At 74.2% G+C, this 15,652-nt stretch carries 12 protein-coding genes; 3 read left to right on the top strand and 9 right to left on the bottom strand.

Features of this window, described 5'->3' with window-relative positions; all coding sequences use genetic code 11:
- Nucleotides 1-69: 69 nt before the first annotated feature.
- The 3 genes from ACFQ8E_RS17165 to ACFQ8E_RS17155 all read right to left on the bottom strand — a co-directional run bounded on the left by ACFQ8E_RS17165 (nucleotide 70) and on the right by ACFQ8E_RS17155 (nucleotide 4,094).
- Nucleotides 70-2,166: an iron ABC transporter permease gene (locus ACFQ8E_RS17165; protein ID WP_430551777.1), complete on the bottom strand. Its 2,097-nt coding sequence runs from the start codon at nucleotides 2,164-2,166 to the stop codon at nucleotides 70-72.
- Between the two features lie 19 nt (nucleotides 2,167-2,185).
- On the bottom strand, nucleotides 2,186-3,172 hold the full coding sequence (locus ACFQ8E_RS17160) for an ABC transporter substrate-binding protein (protein WP_430551776.1): 987 nt from the start codon (nucleotides 3,170-3,172) through the stop codon (nucleotides 2,186-2,188).
- A gap of 106 nt (nucleotides 3,173-3,278) precedes the next feature.
- Nucleotides 3,279-4,094, bottom strand: a complete 816-nt coding sequence (locus tag ACFQ8E_RS17155) for an ABC transporter ATP-binding protein (RefSeq protein ID WP_430551866.1) — start codon at nucleotides 4,092-4,094, stop codon at nucleotides 3,279-3,281.
- 227 nt (nucleotides 4,095-4,321) lie between these two features.
- On the opposite strand from ACFQ8E_RS17155, the gene ACFQ8E_RS17150 reads away from it, so the two are divergent.
- On the top strand, nucleotides 4,322-6,274 hold the full coding sequence (locus ACFQ8E_RS17150; RefSeq protein ID WP_430551775.1) for a beta-N-acetylglucosaminidase domain-containing protein: 1,953 nt from the start codon (nucleotides 4,322-4,324) through the stop codon (nucleotides 6,272-6,274).
- A gap of 69 nt (nucleotides 6,275-6,343) precedes the next feature.
- Here the strand turns inward: ACFQ8E_RS17150 and ACFQ8E_RS17145 are convergent, their stop codons facing one another.
- Entirely contained in the window at nucleotides 6,344-7,195 is an 852-nt protein-coding gene (locus tag ACFQ8E_RS17145; RefSeq protein ID WP_430551774.1) for a TrmH family RNA methyltransferase, read from the bottom strand.
- Nucleotides 7,196-7,252: 57 nt separating this feature from the next.
- Entirely contained in the window at nucleotides 7,253-8,272 is a 1,020-nt protein-coding gene (locus ACFQ8E_RS17140) for an AraC family transcriptional regulator (protein WP_430551773.1), read from the bottom strand.
- A 136-nt stretch (nucleotides 8,273-8,408) separates the two neighbouring features.
- On the opposite strand from ACFQ8E_RS17140, the gene ACFQ8E_RS17135 reads away from it, so the two are divergent.
- Entirely contained in the window at nucleotides 8,409-9,098 is a 690-nt protein-coding gene (locus ACFQ8E_RS17135; protein WP_430551772.1) for an NAD(P)-dependent oxidoreductase, read from the top strand.
- 67 nt (nucleotides 9,099-9,165) lie between these two features.
- The gene (locus tag ACFQ8E_RS17130) at nucleotides 9,166-9,714 is read left to right on the top strand and encodes a GNAT family N-acetyltransferase (RefSeq protein ID WP_430551771.1); all 549 of its coding nucleotides are present in this window, start codon (nucleotides 9,166-9,168) and stop codon (nucleotides 9,712-9,714) included.
- 35 nt (nucleotides 9,715-9,749) lie between these two features.
- On the opposite strand, the gene ACFQ8E_RS17125 is transcribed toward ACFQ8E_RS17130, so the two are convergent.
- From ACFQ8E_RS17125 to ACFQ8E_RS17110, 4 genes are all read right to left on the bottom strand, one after another.
- On the bottom strand, nucleotides 9,750-11,771 hold the full coding sequence (locus ACFQ8E_RS17125) for an ABC transporter ATP-binding protein (RefSeq protein ID WP_430551770.1): 2,022 nt from the start codon (nucleotides 11,769-11,771) through the stop codon (nucleotides 9,750-9,752).
- Nucleotides 11,768-13,519, bottom strand: a complete 1,752-nt coding sequence (locus ACFQ8E_RS17120; RefSeq protein WP_430551769.1) for an ABC transporter ATP-binding protein — start codon at nucleotides 13,517-13,519, stop codon at nucleotides 11,768-11,770. The genes ACFQ8E_RS17125 and ACFQ8E_RS17120 overlap by 4 nt, the downstream gene beginning before the upstream one ends.
- Entirely contained in the window at nucleotides 13,519-14,283 is a 765-nt protein-coding gene (locus ACFQ8E_RS17115) for a TetR/AcrR family transcriptional regulator (protein WP_430551768.1), read from the bottom strand. The genes ACFQ8E_RS17120 and ACFQ8E_RS17115 overlap by 1 nt, the downstream gene beginning before the upstream one ends.
- Before the next feature lie 138 nt (nucleotides 14,284-14,421).
- On the bottom strand, nucleotides 14,422-15,609 hold the full coding sequence (locus tag ACFQ8E_RS17110) for an SPFH domain-containing protein (RefSeq protein WP_430551767.1): 1,188 nt from the start codon (nucleotides 15,607-15,609) through the stop codon (nucleotides 14,422-14,424).
- Nucleotides 15,610-15,652: the final 43 nt, after the last annotated feature.

Here is a 15,652-nt window from a genome sequence, read left to right as displayed (position 1 = left end):
TCGTCCCTCGCCGCGGCCCTGCTCGAAAGCGTGGGTCCGCTCGAAAGCGTGGGTCCGCTCGAGGGACCGTCAGGCGGTCGCGCGTCCCCGTGAGCGCCACAGCAGGTAGACGAAGTACGGCGCCCCCAGCAGCGCCGTCCCGAGACCCGCGGGGATCTGCCCCGGCGCGATGACGACGCGGCCGAGCGTGTCCGCCGCGGACACCAGCACGGCGCCGACGAGGATCGCCACCGGCAGCACCCGCGCGTGCCGGGCGCCGACCAGCGCGCGGGCCGCGTGCGGGGCGACGAGCCCGACGAAACCGATGACGCCCACGGCGCACACGGCGGCGGCCGTGGTCAGCGCGGCGGCCCCGAGCAGCACCAGCCGCGAGCGGTCCACGGGGAGGCCGAGGACGCGCGGGGTGTCCTCGTCGAGCGACAGCACGTCGAGCTCGCGGCGGTAGGTCGCGGCGAGCGGCACCATGACGAGCAGCGCGAGGGCGACGGGAAGGAGCTGTTCCAGGCTGCGCCCGTACGTCGAGCCCGACAGCCACGTGAGCGCGAGGTTGACGTCCCACGGCGCGATGACGAGGACGACGAGAGTGATGAGCGCCGTCGTGCCCGCCTGCGCGCCGATACCGACGAGCACCAGGCGCTCGGAGCCCAGCCCGCCGCGCGACGACAGCAGGTACACGAGGGCGAACACGCCGAGCGCGCACGCGCCCGCCGCCGCGGACATCTGCCAGATGCCGACCCCGGGCACGAGCAGGATCATCAGCACGGCACCGAGGCCCGCGCCCGACGTCACGCCGAGCAGGCTCGGCTCGGCGAGCGGGTTGCGGCACACGGCCTGCACGATCGTGCCCGCGAGCGCCAGCGCCGCTCCCGCCAGCACGGCGGCGAGCACGCGCGGCACGCGCTGGTCGAGCACGAAGCTCACCTGCCGCCCGGCCACCCCCTGCACCCAGTTCGACACGTCGCCCAGCAGCACGACCCGGTCGCCGAGGAGCAGGCCGGCGACCACGGCCACCACGAGGGCGACGCCGAGCAGCACCAGGACCGCGACCACCCGCGCGCGCGAACGGGGCCGGCCGAGGGCACCCCGGGCGCCGCGCGCCCCGGCACCCGAGTCGCGCAGGCGCCGCGCCATCCACACGAGGATGCCGGCACCGAGCACGCTGGTCACGACGCCGGTCGGCACCACGACCGACGCCTGACCGGGCAGGATCGCGCGCAGCAGCACGTCCGCGCCGAGCACCACGACGACGCCCACGAGGGCGGCGAACGGCAGGAGCAGCACGTGCCGGCCGAGGCCGGGCACCTTGCGCCCCACGAGCCGGGCGATGACGGGAGCCGCGAGGCCCACGAAGCCGATGGGTCCGGCCACGGTGACCGCGATCGCGGCGAGCAGCACGGCGGCCAGGACGGCGACCACGCGCGTGCGGCGCACGTCGATGCCGAGCACGCGTGCGGCGTCGTCCCCCAGGCCCAGGAGGTCGAGCCGGCGGGCCAGCACCAAGGCGGCGGCGACGCCGACCAGGACGACGGGGGCCGCCATGCTCACCGTGCGCGTGCCGGACTGCACGATGCTGCCGCTGCCCCACGCGAACAGGCCGGTGGTCTCCTGCTCGAAGAGCACGAGCAGCACCATCGTCAGGGAGTGCAGCGCGAGCATGATGGCCGAGCCCGCCAGCACCAGGCGGGTGGGCCCGTCGGCCCCGCCGCGCGCGAGGGCGAGCACGAGCGCCGCGGCGGCCAGGCCGCCGACGAACGCGAGCCCGCCCTGCAGGTAGAACGGGACGGACAGGCCGAGGGCGGCCGCCGCGACGACCGTGACGTACGCGCCCGCGTTGACCGCCAGCGTGTCGGGGGACGCGAGCGGGTTGCGTGCCACGGACTGCAGCACCGCACCGGCCACGCCGAGCGCGACGCCGACGAGCAGCCCCGCCAGGAGGCGTGGCAGCCGGGACGAGACGAGCACGGCGACCGTGCCGTCGGCGTCGGACCCGACGAGGGCGCGCAGCACGTCGGGCACCCCGACGTCCGCCGTGCCCTGCGTGAGGTGCACCGCGGCCAGGACGAGCACCGCGACGACGGCGAGGACGAACGCCGCCACGACACGGACGGGTGCCGCCCGCCGCCCCGGCGCGGTGGCGGGGGCGGCGGACGGCGGCGAGTCGGTCACGGACACGTGCTGCGGGCGATCAGGCGAGCGAGTCGACGAGCGCGTCGATGTACGCGGCGCCCGACAGCGGGCCGCCGAACATCCAGATGCCGTCGGGGATGCGGTGCACGTCGCCGGCCGTCACGAACGGCAACTGCTCCCACACCTTGTTGCCCTTCAGCCCGTCGGCGAACGGGTCGGCCTCGGCGTCGTTCGCCGCGTAGACGAACTGCACGTCGCCGAGCTTCGTCAGGCCCTCGACGTCGGTCTGCGCGAGGCCGTAGTCGGGGTCGCCGCCCTCGGTCCAGGCGTTCTCGAGGCCGACGGCCTCGCCGAGCGCGCCGAAGAAGGACCCCGGCGTGTACATGCGCACGGAGACGGTGCCGTTGGCGATCCAGCCGTCGGCCATCGCGAACTCGGCGCCGCCGAGGTCCGCCTCCTCGAGCGCGGTCCTGCCCTCGGCGACCTTGGCGTCGAAGTCCGCCAGCGCCTGGGTCGCCTCGTCCTGCTTGCCGGTGACCTCCCCGAGGGTGGTCACCGTCTCCTTCATGTAGCCGAGCGGGTCCTCGCCGTCGGAGCCGCGCAGCGTCAGGACGGGCGCGACCTCCTCGATCTGCGCGATGACGTTCTCGGGGATGTCGGTGGTCGTGACCACGAGGTCCGGCTCGAGCGCCGAGATGGCGTCCAGGCTCGGCTCCCCGCGCGTGCCGACGTCGGGCGTGCCCTCGTCGATCGGCGCGACCGTGTCCCAGGTGTTGTACCCCTCGACGTCCGCCTGGCCCGCCGGCTCGACCCCGAGCGCCACGAGGTTCTCCGTGAGGCCCCACTCGAGAGAGACGACCTCGGTGGCGGGGGCGTCGAGCGTGTGCTCGCCACGCTCGTCCGTGTAGGTGACGGGGCCGCTCGCGGCCGACGACTCGGGCGCCGCCGCCTCGGCGGGGTCCTCCGTGGTGCCGCACGCGGCGAGGGCGAGCGCGGCCACGGCGGCGGTGGCGCCGACGAGCAGGGGGCGGGTGGGGATGCGCATGGGTGTCTCGGTGTCCTTCGAGTCGGTGCGCCGCGGGAGCGGGCGCGACGGTGCCGGGCGGGGGCGCCGGCGAGTGGTGGTGGTCCGGTGGTCCGGTCGCGCGAGGTCAGACGCCGCGCGCGTCGTGCCGGCCGACGGCCTCGCAGCGGGTGCGGCCGGTGTCCGGGTGCGTGGTGACCTCGACGCGGATGCCGTACACCTCGGTGAGCAGCTCGCTGGTGAGCACCCTGGCGGCGGGGCCGGACGCCCGCACCTCGCCGCGGTGCAGCACGACGACGTGGTCCGCGACGGCGGCGGCCTGGTTGAGGTCGTGCAGCACCACGCCGACGGCGACGCCGTGCTCGGTGGCGAGGTCGCGCACCAGGTCGAGCAGCTCCACCTGGTAGCGCAGGTCGAGGTAGGTCGTGGGCTCGTCGAGGAGCAGCACGCCGGTGTCCTGCGCGAGGCAGGTCGCGAGCCACACCCGCTGCAGCTCGCCGCCGGAGAGCTCGTCGACGCCCCGCTCCGCCATCTCGGCGACGCCGGTGACGTCCATGGCGTGCGCGATCGCGCGCGGCCCGTCCGCGTCCGCGGAACGGAAGCGCCCACGGTACGGGTGCCGGCCGTACGCGACGACGTCGCGCACGGTCACGCCGCTCGGCGTCGGATGGCTCTGCGACAGCAGCGTGACGCGGCGGGCGAAGTCCTTGGGGTGCAGGGCGAGCGCGTCGGTGGCGCCCTCCCCGTCAGCGGCGTCGCCGTCGGCGAGCGTGACGGAGCCCGCGTCCGGGCGGTGCAGGCGCGCGAGCGAGCGCAGCAGCGTCGACTTGCCGGAGCCGTTGGGCCCGAGCAGCGCGGTCACCGCGCCGGGCCGCAGCTCGATCTCCGCGCCGTCGACGACGGTGCGGCGGTCGTACGACAGCCGCAGGCCGCGCCCCGCCATCGCGACGGCGGGACGGGACTCGACCGCGGGGGGCGCCGAGGGCACCAGGGTCTGACTCACGTAGGTGAGGCTAACCTTCACCTCCGGGTTTCGTCATCCCCCCGTTGCGTAATTCAGTGTGGCGCGGGTCACCAGCGGACCCCTCGGCGACGACCCCGTCCTCCTGTTGACAGGAGCATCGACCTTCGTCAGGGTGGTCGAACTGGTCTAGACCAATGGAGGTTTCCATGACCACCGTCAGACGACGACTCGCCGCCGGCACGCTCACGGCCACGATGCTCCTCGCCGCCGGCGTGACGACGACCGCGTCCGCGTCGCCCACCACCCGGGACGACCTTCCCACCGTCAGCCCCGCCCCGCAGGAGATCTGGCGTTCCGACGACGACCTCCGCCTCCCCCGGTCCGTGGACGTCGTGGTCGACGCCGACACCGATGACGCGGCACGCGACGCGCTCACCGGCGTGCTGCGGGAGCACGGGGTGCGCGCCGTCGTCCGCGACGCGGACGACCGCCGCCCGGCCCGCGGGGAGGTCCGGCTCCTCCTCGGTGACGCGTCGCGCACCGACGTCCGGGCCGCCCTGGGCCGCGTCACGGTGCCCGACCACGACGAGGCGTACGCGGTGCAGGTCGACGGGCACCGGGGCCGCGGCACCGTCGCGCTCGCCGGGGCGGACGCGACCGGCCAGTTCTACGCCGTCCAGACCCTCGAGCAGCTCCTGGTCGACGGTCGCCGGGGCACGACGCTCGCCGGCGCCACGGTCCGCGACTTCCCCGCCATGCCGCTGCGCGGCACCATCGAGGGCTTCTACGGCGAGCCGTGGACGCACGCCGAGCGGCTGGACCAGCTCGCCTTCTACGGCGACGTGAAGGCCAACACCTACGTCTACGCCCCGAAGGACGACCCGTACCACCGCGAGAAGTGGCGCGAGGACTACCCGGCCGACAAGCTCGCGGAGCTCGCCGAGCTGGTCGAGGCCGCGACGGCGAACCACGTGCGCTTCACGTTCGCGCTCTCCCCCGGCAACAGCGTCTGCTACTCCGGCGACGAGGACATGGCGGCGCTGGAGCGGAAGTTCCAGGCGCTGTACGACGTCGGCGTCCGGGCGTTCAGCGTCCCGCTCGACGACATCGACTACTCGCGCTGGGCCTGCGACTCCGACCAGGAGGCCTACGGCGACCCGTCGCCGGGGAACGCCGGGAAGGCCCAGGCGGACTTCCTCACCCGCGTGCAGCAGGGCTGGATCGAGACGCACGACGGCGCCCGGCCGCTGCAGATGGTGCCGACGGAGTACTACAACACCACGGAGTCGCCCTACAAGGCCGCGCTGCGGGACATGGACGAGGACGTCGTCGTCATGTGGACGGGCAACGACGTGGTGCCGCAGTCGATCTCGGTGGACCAGGCGGTCGAGGCGGACACCGTCTTCGGCGGCCCGACCTTCCTGTGGGACAACTACCCGGTCAACGACTACGGGCAGACCAGCGGACGGCTCCTCCTCGCGCCGTACGACAAGCGCGAGCCGGGTCTGTCGGACCACCTGGCCGGGATCGTCTCCAACCCGATGAACCAGGCCGCGGCGAGCAAGGTCGCCGTCTTCGGCATCGCGGACTTCGCGTGGAACGACCACGGGTACGACCGCGACCGGAGCTGGGTCGAGGCGATGCGCTACCTGGCCCACGACGACCGCGACGCGGTGGAGGCGCTCCTGGCGTTCGGGGACCTCAACCACCTGGCGCCGAGCTTCGGCGACCCGTGGCAGCCGCAGGCGCCCGCCCTCGCGGCGGAGATCGGCGACTTCTGGGCGCGCTGGGAGGCCGGCCACCAGGCGGCGGCGATCGCCCGCCTGCGGGACGACGCCCGGACGGTCGCGGGCATCCCCGAGACGCTCCGGCGGTCCGGTGTGGACCCGGCCTTCGCCTCGGACGCCGCGCCCTGGCTGGAGGCGAACGACCTGTGGGGCGACGCGTTCCTCGCCACGCTCGACGCCGCCCGGGCCGACCTGCGCGGTGACACGGCGCGACGCGACGAGCTCCTCGCCCGGGCCGCCGCCTCGGCCGAGGCGGCCGCCCAGGTGATCGTCGACCCGCCGGACAACCGCTGGGGCGCCGCCCCGGTGAAGCTGGGCGACGGCGTGCTCGACGTCTTCCTCGACGACCTGGCGGCCGAGCTGAAGGGCTGATCGGGTCGCCCGCAGGGGGCGGACGACGGGGGTCGGTGCGACGCGCCGGCCCCCTCGTCCGCGCCGGGATCAGGCCCGGGTCGCCCAGAACGCCACGGCCGACGCGGCCGCGACGTTGAGCGAGTCCACTCCCCCGGCCATCGGGATCCGCACGACGACGTCCGCCGCCGCGACCGCCCCTCGCGAGAGCCCGTCGCCCTCGGTGCCGAGCACCATCGCGAGCCGCTCGGGCGGGTCGGCCACCAGGTCGTCGAGGGACACGGAGTCGTCGGCGAGGGCCAGCGCCGCGACGGTGAAGCCGTCGTCCTGCAGCGCGTGCAGGCCGCCCGGCCACGACTCCAGCCGCGTCCACGGCACCTGGAACACCGTGCCCATCGAGACCCGGACCGACCGGCGGTAGAGCGGGTCGGCGCAGCGCGGCGAGACGAGCACCGCGTCCACCCCGAGCGCCGCCGCGGAGCGGAAGATCGCCCCGACGTTCGTGTGGTCGACGATGTCCTCCAGCACGGCGACGCGGCGCGCGCCCGCGCCGGCGCGCGCCCCGGCGAGCAGGTCGTGCACGGAGGGCAGCACCGGCCGGTGCATGGCCGCGAGCGCCCCGCGGTGCAGGTGGAAGCCGGTGATCCGCTGCACCACGTCGTCCGGGCCGACGTACACGGGGACGTCGGGATGGGCGGCGAGCACGTCGGCCAGGGAGTCGAGCCACTTCTCGCCCATGAGGAACGACCGGGGACGGTGGCCCGCCTCGAGGGCCCGCCGGATCACGGACGACGACTCGGCCATGTACAGCCCCTCGGCGGGCTCGCGCACGGAGCGGAGCTTCACGTCCTTGAGGTCGGTGTAGTCGTGCAGGCGCGGGTCGGCGGGGTCGGTGACGCGGGTGGTGCGGGCGTCGTCGACGCCGGGCTCGGGGGTGCTCACCGGGGCATTCTCCCCCGCGCGCGCCCGCGCCCCCCACCGGTCCGGCCCCTCCGCCCCTCAGCGCGCGAGCACCTCGGCAAGGGTGCGCGCCGGGCCGGAGGAGCGCCACGCGCCCGGCGTCGCGCCGTGCCGCCGCACGAAGGCGCGATGGAACCCCGGCACCGAGTCGTAGCCGACCTGCCGGGCCACGCGCTCGACGCTCGCGTCCGGGTCGCGCAGCAGCCGCGCGGCCGCGTCCATCCGGCACCCGGCCACGTAGGCCATCGGCGGCTCGCCCACGGTGCGGGCGAACCGGTCGGCGAACGCGGACCGGGACAGGCGCGCGACGGCGGCGAGCGACTCCAGCGTCCATGGCCGCTGGGGTTCCGCGTGCACGGCGCGCAGCACGGGCCCGAGCGCCGGGTCGCGGAGCGCGGCGATCCACCCCGACGCCGGCTCCTCCGCCTCGAGCCAGCGGCGCACCACGTGCACCAGCAGCACGTCGGCGAGCCGGGCCGTGACGACGTCCGTGCCCGGCCGCGGGTGGCGCACCTCGTGGTCGATCGCCGCGACGACGGCGCGCACCCAGTCGCCGTCCGACCCGTCGTCGCCCGCGCCCGGCCCGCTCGCGGCGTCCGGCGCCCGCAGCACCGCCGGCAGGCTCGCCAGCAGGCGGCCGACCCCCGGGTCGGTGAACCCCACCGCCCCGCAGACCAGGGCCGCCGGGCGCCCGCCCCCGTCGATCCGGAGCTGCTCGTACCGGTCGGCGACCACCGTGCGGTCGACGTCCCAGAGCCCGGTGGCGGGGTCGTCGGCGGTCCCGGTGATCGCGTGCCCGGCACCGTGCGGCACCAGCACGAGGTCGCCCGGGCCGAGGTCGTGCCGCCCGCCCTCGACGTCGACGACGGCGCGGCCGTCGAGCAGCAGGTGGAACATCAGGACGCCCGGCAGCGCCGGCATCGCGATGCCCCAGGGCTCGGAGAACCGGCCGGTGGAGCAGAAGACGGCGTCCATCTCGAGGGTCCCGAGCACGTCGACCCAGGGGTCGACCTGCGGCTTTCCGGCACCGGGGACGGGGAGCAGGGCGGCGTCGCTCATCCCGCCATCGTCCGCCCGTCCCGGACGAACGGTCAAGACTCCTGGATGACACCTCATGGTTCGTCCGGTGATCGGGCGGAAGTCTGGAGCCAGACGCCGGGACCGCACGGGGCCCGGCACGACGAGGAGGACTCTCATGGACGTCTTGGTGGTCGGAGCGACGCGGGGCAGCGGCCTCGCCGTCACCCGCGAGCTGGTGGCCGCGGGGCACCGCGTGACCGCGTTCGGCCGGACGGCGAGCACCGCGTTCGCGGCACCGGTCTCAGGTCTGGACGCGCAGCGGGGCTCCCTGCGACCCGTCGACGGCGACGCCCTCGACCCGGAGGCGGTCGCCAAGGCCGTCGCCGGTCAGGACGCCGTCGTCGTCACGCTCGGCATCTCGGACAACCCGCTCGCCGTGCAGTGGCTGCGCCGGTCGAGCACCCCGCCCGACGTGCGCTCGCGCGGCACCGCGACCGTGGTCGCGGCGATGCGCGAGACCGGCGTGCGCCGGCTGGTCGTGCAGAGCACGTACGGCCTCGGCGACTCGTGGGCGCACCTCGACCTCACGTGGAAGCTGGTGTTCCGGTTCGTGATCGGTCGCCAGTTCACCGACTCGGGCCGGCAGGAGGAGGTGGTGCGCGGAAGCGGCCTCGACTGGACCCTCGTGCGGCCCGTCTCGCTCACCGACGTCCCCGACGACGGCACGGCCGTCGACCCCGCCCACGTCACGACCGACGACACCCGGCGCGGGCTCAAGGTGTCGCGCACGCAGCTCGCGCGCGTGCACGCCGGCGCCCTCGCCGACGCGGGGACCATCGGCGCCACGCTCAGCGTCTCCGCGTGACGCCCGCACCATCCCGCGGGGCCCGGACCGGCGCGAGCCTGTCGGGGCCCCGTGCCACGATCGCGGGGTGACCTCCGACGCGACCTCCGACGCCCCGGCCCGCACTCCCGCCGTCGTGCTCCGCGACCGCACGGCGGCCGACCTGCCCGCCCTCGTCGACGTCCTCGCCGCCCAGCAGCCGGCGTCGGGCTACCCGCACCGGTGGCCGCTGCCCTTCCCGACCGAGGAGTTCCTGGTGCGGCCGGACGAGGAGCGCGCGTGGGTCGCCGAGCTCGACGGCGCGGTCGTCGGGCACGTGAGCGTGACCTCCGTGCCCGACGACCGGTTCGGCGCCATCTGGTCCGTCGGCGCCGGCCGCCCCGTCGAGGAGCTGGGCTGCGTGTCGGTCCTCTTCGTCGGCCCGGGCGCGCAGGGCCGCGGGGTCGGCGGCGCGCTGCTCGACGTCGCCGTCGCGCACCTGCACGCGCAGGGGCGCACGCCGGTGCTCGACGTCGACGACCGCGACGGCGTCGCGCACGCCGTCTACCTGCACCGCGGGTGGCGCGTGGTCGGCGAGGCCCGGTTCGACTGGCAGCGCGAGGGGGCGCCGCCCGCCCGGATGCTCGTCCTCCCCTGATCCTGGCCCGCGGGGAGATCGGGCGAGCGGCGGGGTCAGACGCCGGCGGGACCGGCGACCGCGTCCTCCTCGTCCACCGCGGGGGCGCTGAACTGCGACTCGTACAGCCGCGCGTAGGCACCGCCCGCCGCGAGCAGCGTGTCGTGGTCGCCCTGCTCCACGATCTGCCCGTGCTCCATCACGACGATGGTGTCGGCGTCGCGGATGGTCGACAGACGGTGCGCGATGACGAACGACGTGCGGTTCGCCCGCAGCGCGTTCATCGCCTGCTGCACCAACACCTCGGTACGGGTGTCGACCGAGCTCGTCGCCTCGTCGAGCACGAGGATCTCCGGGTCGGCGAGGAACGCGCGGGCGATGGTCAGCAGCTGCTTCTCGCCCGCCGAGAGCGAGGTCGCCTCGTCGTCGAGCAGCGTCGCGTACCCGTCGGGCAGCGTGCGCACGAACGGGTCCACGTGCGTGGCCTCGGTGGCCGCGAGGAACTCCGCCTCGCCCACCTGGTCGCCGTCGCGCACCCCGTAGCGCAGGTTCTCCTCGATGGTGCCCTTGAACAGCCACGTGTCCTGCAGCACCATGCCGATCCGCGAGCGCAGGTCGTCCCGCGTCAGGTCGCGCGTGTCCACGCCGTCCAGCGTGATGCGGCCCTCGTTCACCTCGTAGAACCGCATGAGCAGGTTGACGAGCGTCGTCTTGCCGGCGCCCGTGGGGCCGACGATCGCGATCGTCTGGCCGGGCTCCGCCACGAGGTCGAGGTGCTCGATGAGCGGCGTCTCGGGGTCGTAGGAGAACGAGACGTCCTCGAACGCCACGCGCCCGCGGACGTCGCCGAGCCGGCGGGGGTCCGCCGGATCCGGGTCCTGCTCCGGGGCGTCGAGCAGCTCGAACACCCGCTCGGCCGACGCGACGCCGGACTGCAGCAGGTTCATCATCGACGCGATCTGCGTGAGCGGCTGCGTGAACTGCCGCGAGTACTGGATGAACGCCTGCACGTCGCCCAGGGACAGCTGCCCCGAGGCCACGCGCAGGCCGCCGATCACGGCCACGATCACGTAGTTGAGGTTCGCGAGGAAGCCCATCGACGGCTGCATCGTGCCGGAGATGAACTGCGACTTCCGCGACGCGTCGTAGAGCGCCTCGTTCTCGGTCCCGAACTTCTCCGCCGCCGCCTCCTGGCGCCCGTAGACCTTCACCAGCGAGTGGCCGGTGAACATCTCCTCGACGTGCGCGTTGAGGCGCCCGGTGGCCGCCCACTGCGCCACGAACTGCGGCTGCGACCGCTTGGCGATCTGCATGGTCAGGACCACCGACAGCGGCACGGTCACCAGCGCCACGAGCGCCAGCACCCACGAGATCCAGAACATCATCCCGAGCACGCCGATCACCGTGAGCACGGAGGTCACGAGCTGCGCGAGCGTCTGGGTCGTCGTCTGCGCGACGTTGTCGATGTCGTTGGTGACGCGCGAGAGGATCTCGCCCTTGGCCTGCTTGTCCACGTAGCTCAGCGGGATGCGGTGCAGCTTGGCCTCGACGTCGTCGCGCAGCCGGCGCATCGTGTTCTGCACGGCGATCGTCATGATCCGCGCCTGCAGCCACCCGAAGAGGAACGCGCCCAGGTAGATGGCGAGCACCCACAGGAGGATCTCGCCGAGGCGGGTGAAGTCCACGCCCCGGCCCACGACCACGTCCGGCAGCGAGGAGATCAGGCCGGCCTGGGCGCTGTCCCCGGAGGCGCGCAGCATGGCGGCGGCCTCCTCGCCGGTCGTGCCCGCGGGGACCCCGGCCACCGCGAGCGCCTTGCCGACGAACCCCGCGAAGATGACGTTGGTCGCGTCGCCGAGGATCTTCGGGCCCGCCACGGTGAGCGCCACCGAGACGATGCCGCACAGGGTGAGCAGGACGACGCGCGCCCGCTCGGGACGCATCACGCGGGCGAACCGCACGAGCGACCCGCGGAAGTCCATGGCCTTGGCGCCCGGGGCCCCGCCCATGCCACCCATGGGGCCGCCGCCGCGCGGGCCGCCGGCGGGACGGGCAGGGGCCTTGCGTTCGGTGCTCATGCCGCCTCCTCGAGGGACATCTGGGAGGAGACGATCTCCTGGTAGGTCTCGTTGTCGGCCAGCAGCCCGGCGTGCGTGCCGCGCCCGACGATGCGGCCGTGGTCGAGCACGAGGATCTGGTCGGCGTCGCGGATCGTCGCCACGCGCTGCGCGACGACGAGGACGGTCGCGTCCTGCGTGCGCGGCCGCAGCGCCGCGCGCAGCCGCGCGTCCGTGCTGTAGTCGAGCGCCGAGAACGAGTCGTCGAACAGGTACACCCGCGGGCGCCGGACGACGGCGCGCGCGATCGCGAGCCGCTGCCGCTGACCGCCGGAGAACGTGGTGCCGCCCTGCGCCACCGGCGCCTCGAGCCCTTCGGGGAGCGCCTCGACGAAGTCGCGCGCCTGCGCGATCTCCAGCGCGGCCCACATCTCCTCCTCGGTGGCGTCGGCCTTGCCGTAGCGGAGGTTGTCCGCGACCGTCCCGCTGAACAGGAACGCCTTCTGCGGCACCAGGCCGAGCTGCGACCCGAGGTCACCCGTCGCCAGGTCGCGCACGTCGACGCCGTCCAGGAGCACGCGGCCCTCGGTGACGTCGAAGAGCCGCGGCACCAGGTTGAGCAGCGTCGTCTTGCCCGCGCCGGTCGAGCCGATGATCGCCGTCACCCGGCCGGGCGACGCGGTGAACGCCAGGTCGTGCAGCACCGGCTCGTCGGCGCCCGGGTAGCGGAACCCGACCCCCTCGAAGCGCACCTCGCCGCGCGGCCCTTCGCCGTCGGCCAGGGAGGAGAGGCTCACCGGCGCCGCCGGCTCCGTCACCGACGTCTCGGTCTCGAGCACCTCGCTGATGCGGCCCGCGGCGACCGAGGCGCGCGGCACCATCATCACCATCATCGTCGACATCATCACGGCCATGAGGATGTACATGATGTAGCTGAGGAACGCCATGAGCGCCCCCACCTCCATCTGGCCGTTGTCGATGCGCTGCGCGCCGAACCAGAGCACGGCGACGCTGGAGGCGTTCATGATGAGCATGACCATGGGGAACGCCAGCGCCATCAGCTTGCCGGCGTTCAGCGACGTGTCGTACAGCGCCTCGTTGGTGGCGCCGAAGCGCTCCAGCTCGCGGTTCTCCCGGACGAACGCGCGCACCACCCGCAGGCCGGTGATCTGCTCGCGCAGCACGCCGTTGATCGCGTCGATCCGCTTCTGCATCGCCTTGAAGTACGGCACCATCCGCCACATCAGCAGGCCCATCGCGATACCGAGGACGGGCACGACGACCAGCAGCAGCGCGGACAGCTCGACGTCCTCCTGCAGCGCCATGATGACGCCGCCGACCAGCATGATCGGCGCCATCACCATGATGGTGAACGTCATGAGCACGACCATCATCACCTGCTGCACGTCGTTGGTCGTGCGGGTGATGAGGGACGGGGCGCCGAACTGCCCGAGCTCGCGGGCGGAGAAGCCCTGCACGGAGTCGAACAGGTCGCGGCGCACGTCGCGGCCCAGCGCCGTCGCGGCCCGGGCCCCCAGGAACACCGCGCCGACCGCGCACAGGACCTGGACGAGGCTCACGAGGAGCATCCAGCCGCCCACGCGCATGATGTAGGCCGTGTCACCGGTCGTCACACCGTTGTCGACGATGTCCGCGTTGAGGGACGGCAGGTACAGGGAGGCGAGCGTCGCGAGCAGCTGGAGCACCAGCAGCAGGCCGACGGCGCCGGCGTACGGGCGCAGGTAGGTCCGCGCCAGGGAGACGAGCATCAGGGCTCCTGGGGGTGGGGGGTCCGGGGCGTCGCCGCCCCTGGGGGGTTCTCGGACGGAGCGTTCGAGGCAGTGTTCGTCGTCGTGGTGGCCGCGGGCACGTGTTTTTCTCCTCGATCCTTTGCGATGCCGTGCACGAGCGCATCGGCGACGACCCGGGGCGAGGGCGCGGGCAGCAGGTGGTCGACCCGCGCGTGCGTGCCGGCGATGCTGGCCTCGACGAGGGCCACCGCGACCTCGATCGGCACCCGGAGCCGGTGCTCGTCGGGCTGCAGCACCCCGATCAGCCCGGCGACGGTGGCCTCGCGCTGCTGCTCGCGCTGCTGCGCCAGCTGCGCGCGGAAGTCCTGCACGTGCCCGGGCTCGACCTGGTCGCGCGCACCGGTGCGGTGGTGCAGCGCGCGCAGCACGCCCATCCAGCGCATGACGTCGGTCATCCGGCGGCGGCCGAGCTCGATGACGCGCTCGAGCCGCTCCTCGAGGGGCGCCTCCCGGTCGATCGCCGCGAGCTCGGCGCGCGTCTCGACCGGCCCGGAGGCCCGGTGCAGGCCCTCGACCGCCACCGCGCCGATCAGGGTGAGCTTGTCGCCGAACGCCCGGAACAGGGTGCCCTCGGCGATGCCCGCGGCGTCGGCGAGCTCGCGGCTGGTGACGTCGAGGCCGAACTCGCCGACGAGCGGGAGCACGGCGTCGATGATCGCCGAGCGGCGGTCGTCCGGCGCCATGGGCGCGGCGCGACCGGTCGGCGTGGGCGTGGGACTCATGAGCGCCACACTAAATGAGTGAGCGCTCACTCCGCAACGTCACGAGCGGACCTCCCAGCCCGCACGGCCAGGACGGGCACGACGAGAGGGCCGCCACCCCACGGGGTGACGGCCCTCTCGATCGCAACCCTGCGCGACCTACTGCTGCGGCTCCTCCGGCTCGCCGCCGAGCGAGCGCGGCTGCGCCCCGGGAGCCGGCGGCGCCGTCGGGCCGTCGGACGGCCGCTGGCCGCGCTCGGCCGACGGGTCGAACGGCGCGCCCGAGCGCGTGCCCGCGCTCGTCGCGTCGGCCGTGGCGGCCTCCGCCTGGCGCCGCGCCTCCGCGAGCGCCTCGCCCGGGTCCTCGAGGGCCTGCGCGGGGAGCGACGACGGTCGCGGCCGCGCCTCGGCCCCGCCCTCGTCGCCCGACGGCGGGGTCGGGATCCCCGGCGTGCCCGGCACGCCACCGAAGCCCTGGGCGATGGACCCGAGGGCGGCGGTGAACTCGGTCGGCACGACCCACAGCTTCGAGGCGGTGCCGTTCGCGATCTGGGGCAGCATCTGCAGGTACTGGTAGGCCAGCAGCTTGGGGTCGGCGTCACCCTGGTGGATCGCGTCGAAGACCTGCAGGATGGCGCGGGCCTCACCCTCGGCCGTGAGGATCGCCGACTGGGCGTTGCCCTCCGCGCGCAGGATCTGCGACTGCTTCTCGCCCTCGGCCGTCAGGATCTGGGACTGCTTGACGCCCTCGGCCGTGAGGATCGTGGCGCGGCGGTCGCGCTCGGCGCGCATCTGCTGCTCCATCGCACCCTGCACCGAGGCGGGCGGCTCGATCGACTTCAGCTCGACGCGGTTCACCCGCACGCCCCAGCGGCCGGTGGCCTCGTCGAGGACCCCGCGCAGCTGGCCGTTGATCTGGTCGCGGCTGGTGAGCGTCTGCTCCAGGTCCATGGACCCGACGACGTTGCGCAGCGTGGTGACCGTGAGCTGCTCGATACCGGTGATGTAGTTCGCGATCTCGTAGACCGCCGACTTCGGCTCCGTCACCTGGAAGTAGATGACCGTGTCGATGCTCACCACGAGGTTGTCGCTCGTGATCACCGGCTGCGGCGGGAAGGACACGACCTGCTCGCGCAGGTCCACGCCGGCGCGGATGCGGTCGACGAACGGCACCAGCAGGTGCAGCCCCGGCTCGAACGTCTTGTTGTAGCGGCCCAGGCGCTCGACGATCAGCGCCGTCGCCTGCGGCACGATGCGCACGGCCTTGACCAGCGCGACGATCAGGACGATCGCCAGGATGATGAGCACCACGTAGAGCACGATGGTGCCTGGTTCGGTATCGGACACGTCGGTCCCTTCCGTCGACCTGGTCGACATCAGACGGTGCCGC

Origin of the sequence: Isoptericola sp. NPDC056573 (genome assembly GCF_042793335.1) — a bacterium.
Classification (GTDB): Bacteria; Actinomycetota; Actinomycetes; order Actinomycetales; family Cellulomonadaceae; genus Isoptericola.
Note: the sequence above shows the minus strand (reverse complement) of the source record. Positions and strands in the feature narration are given on the sequence as shown.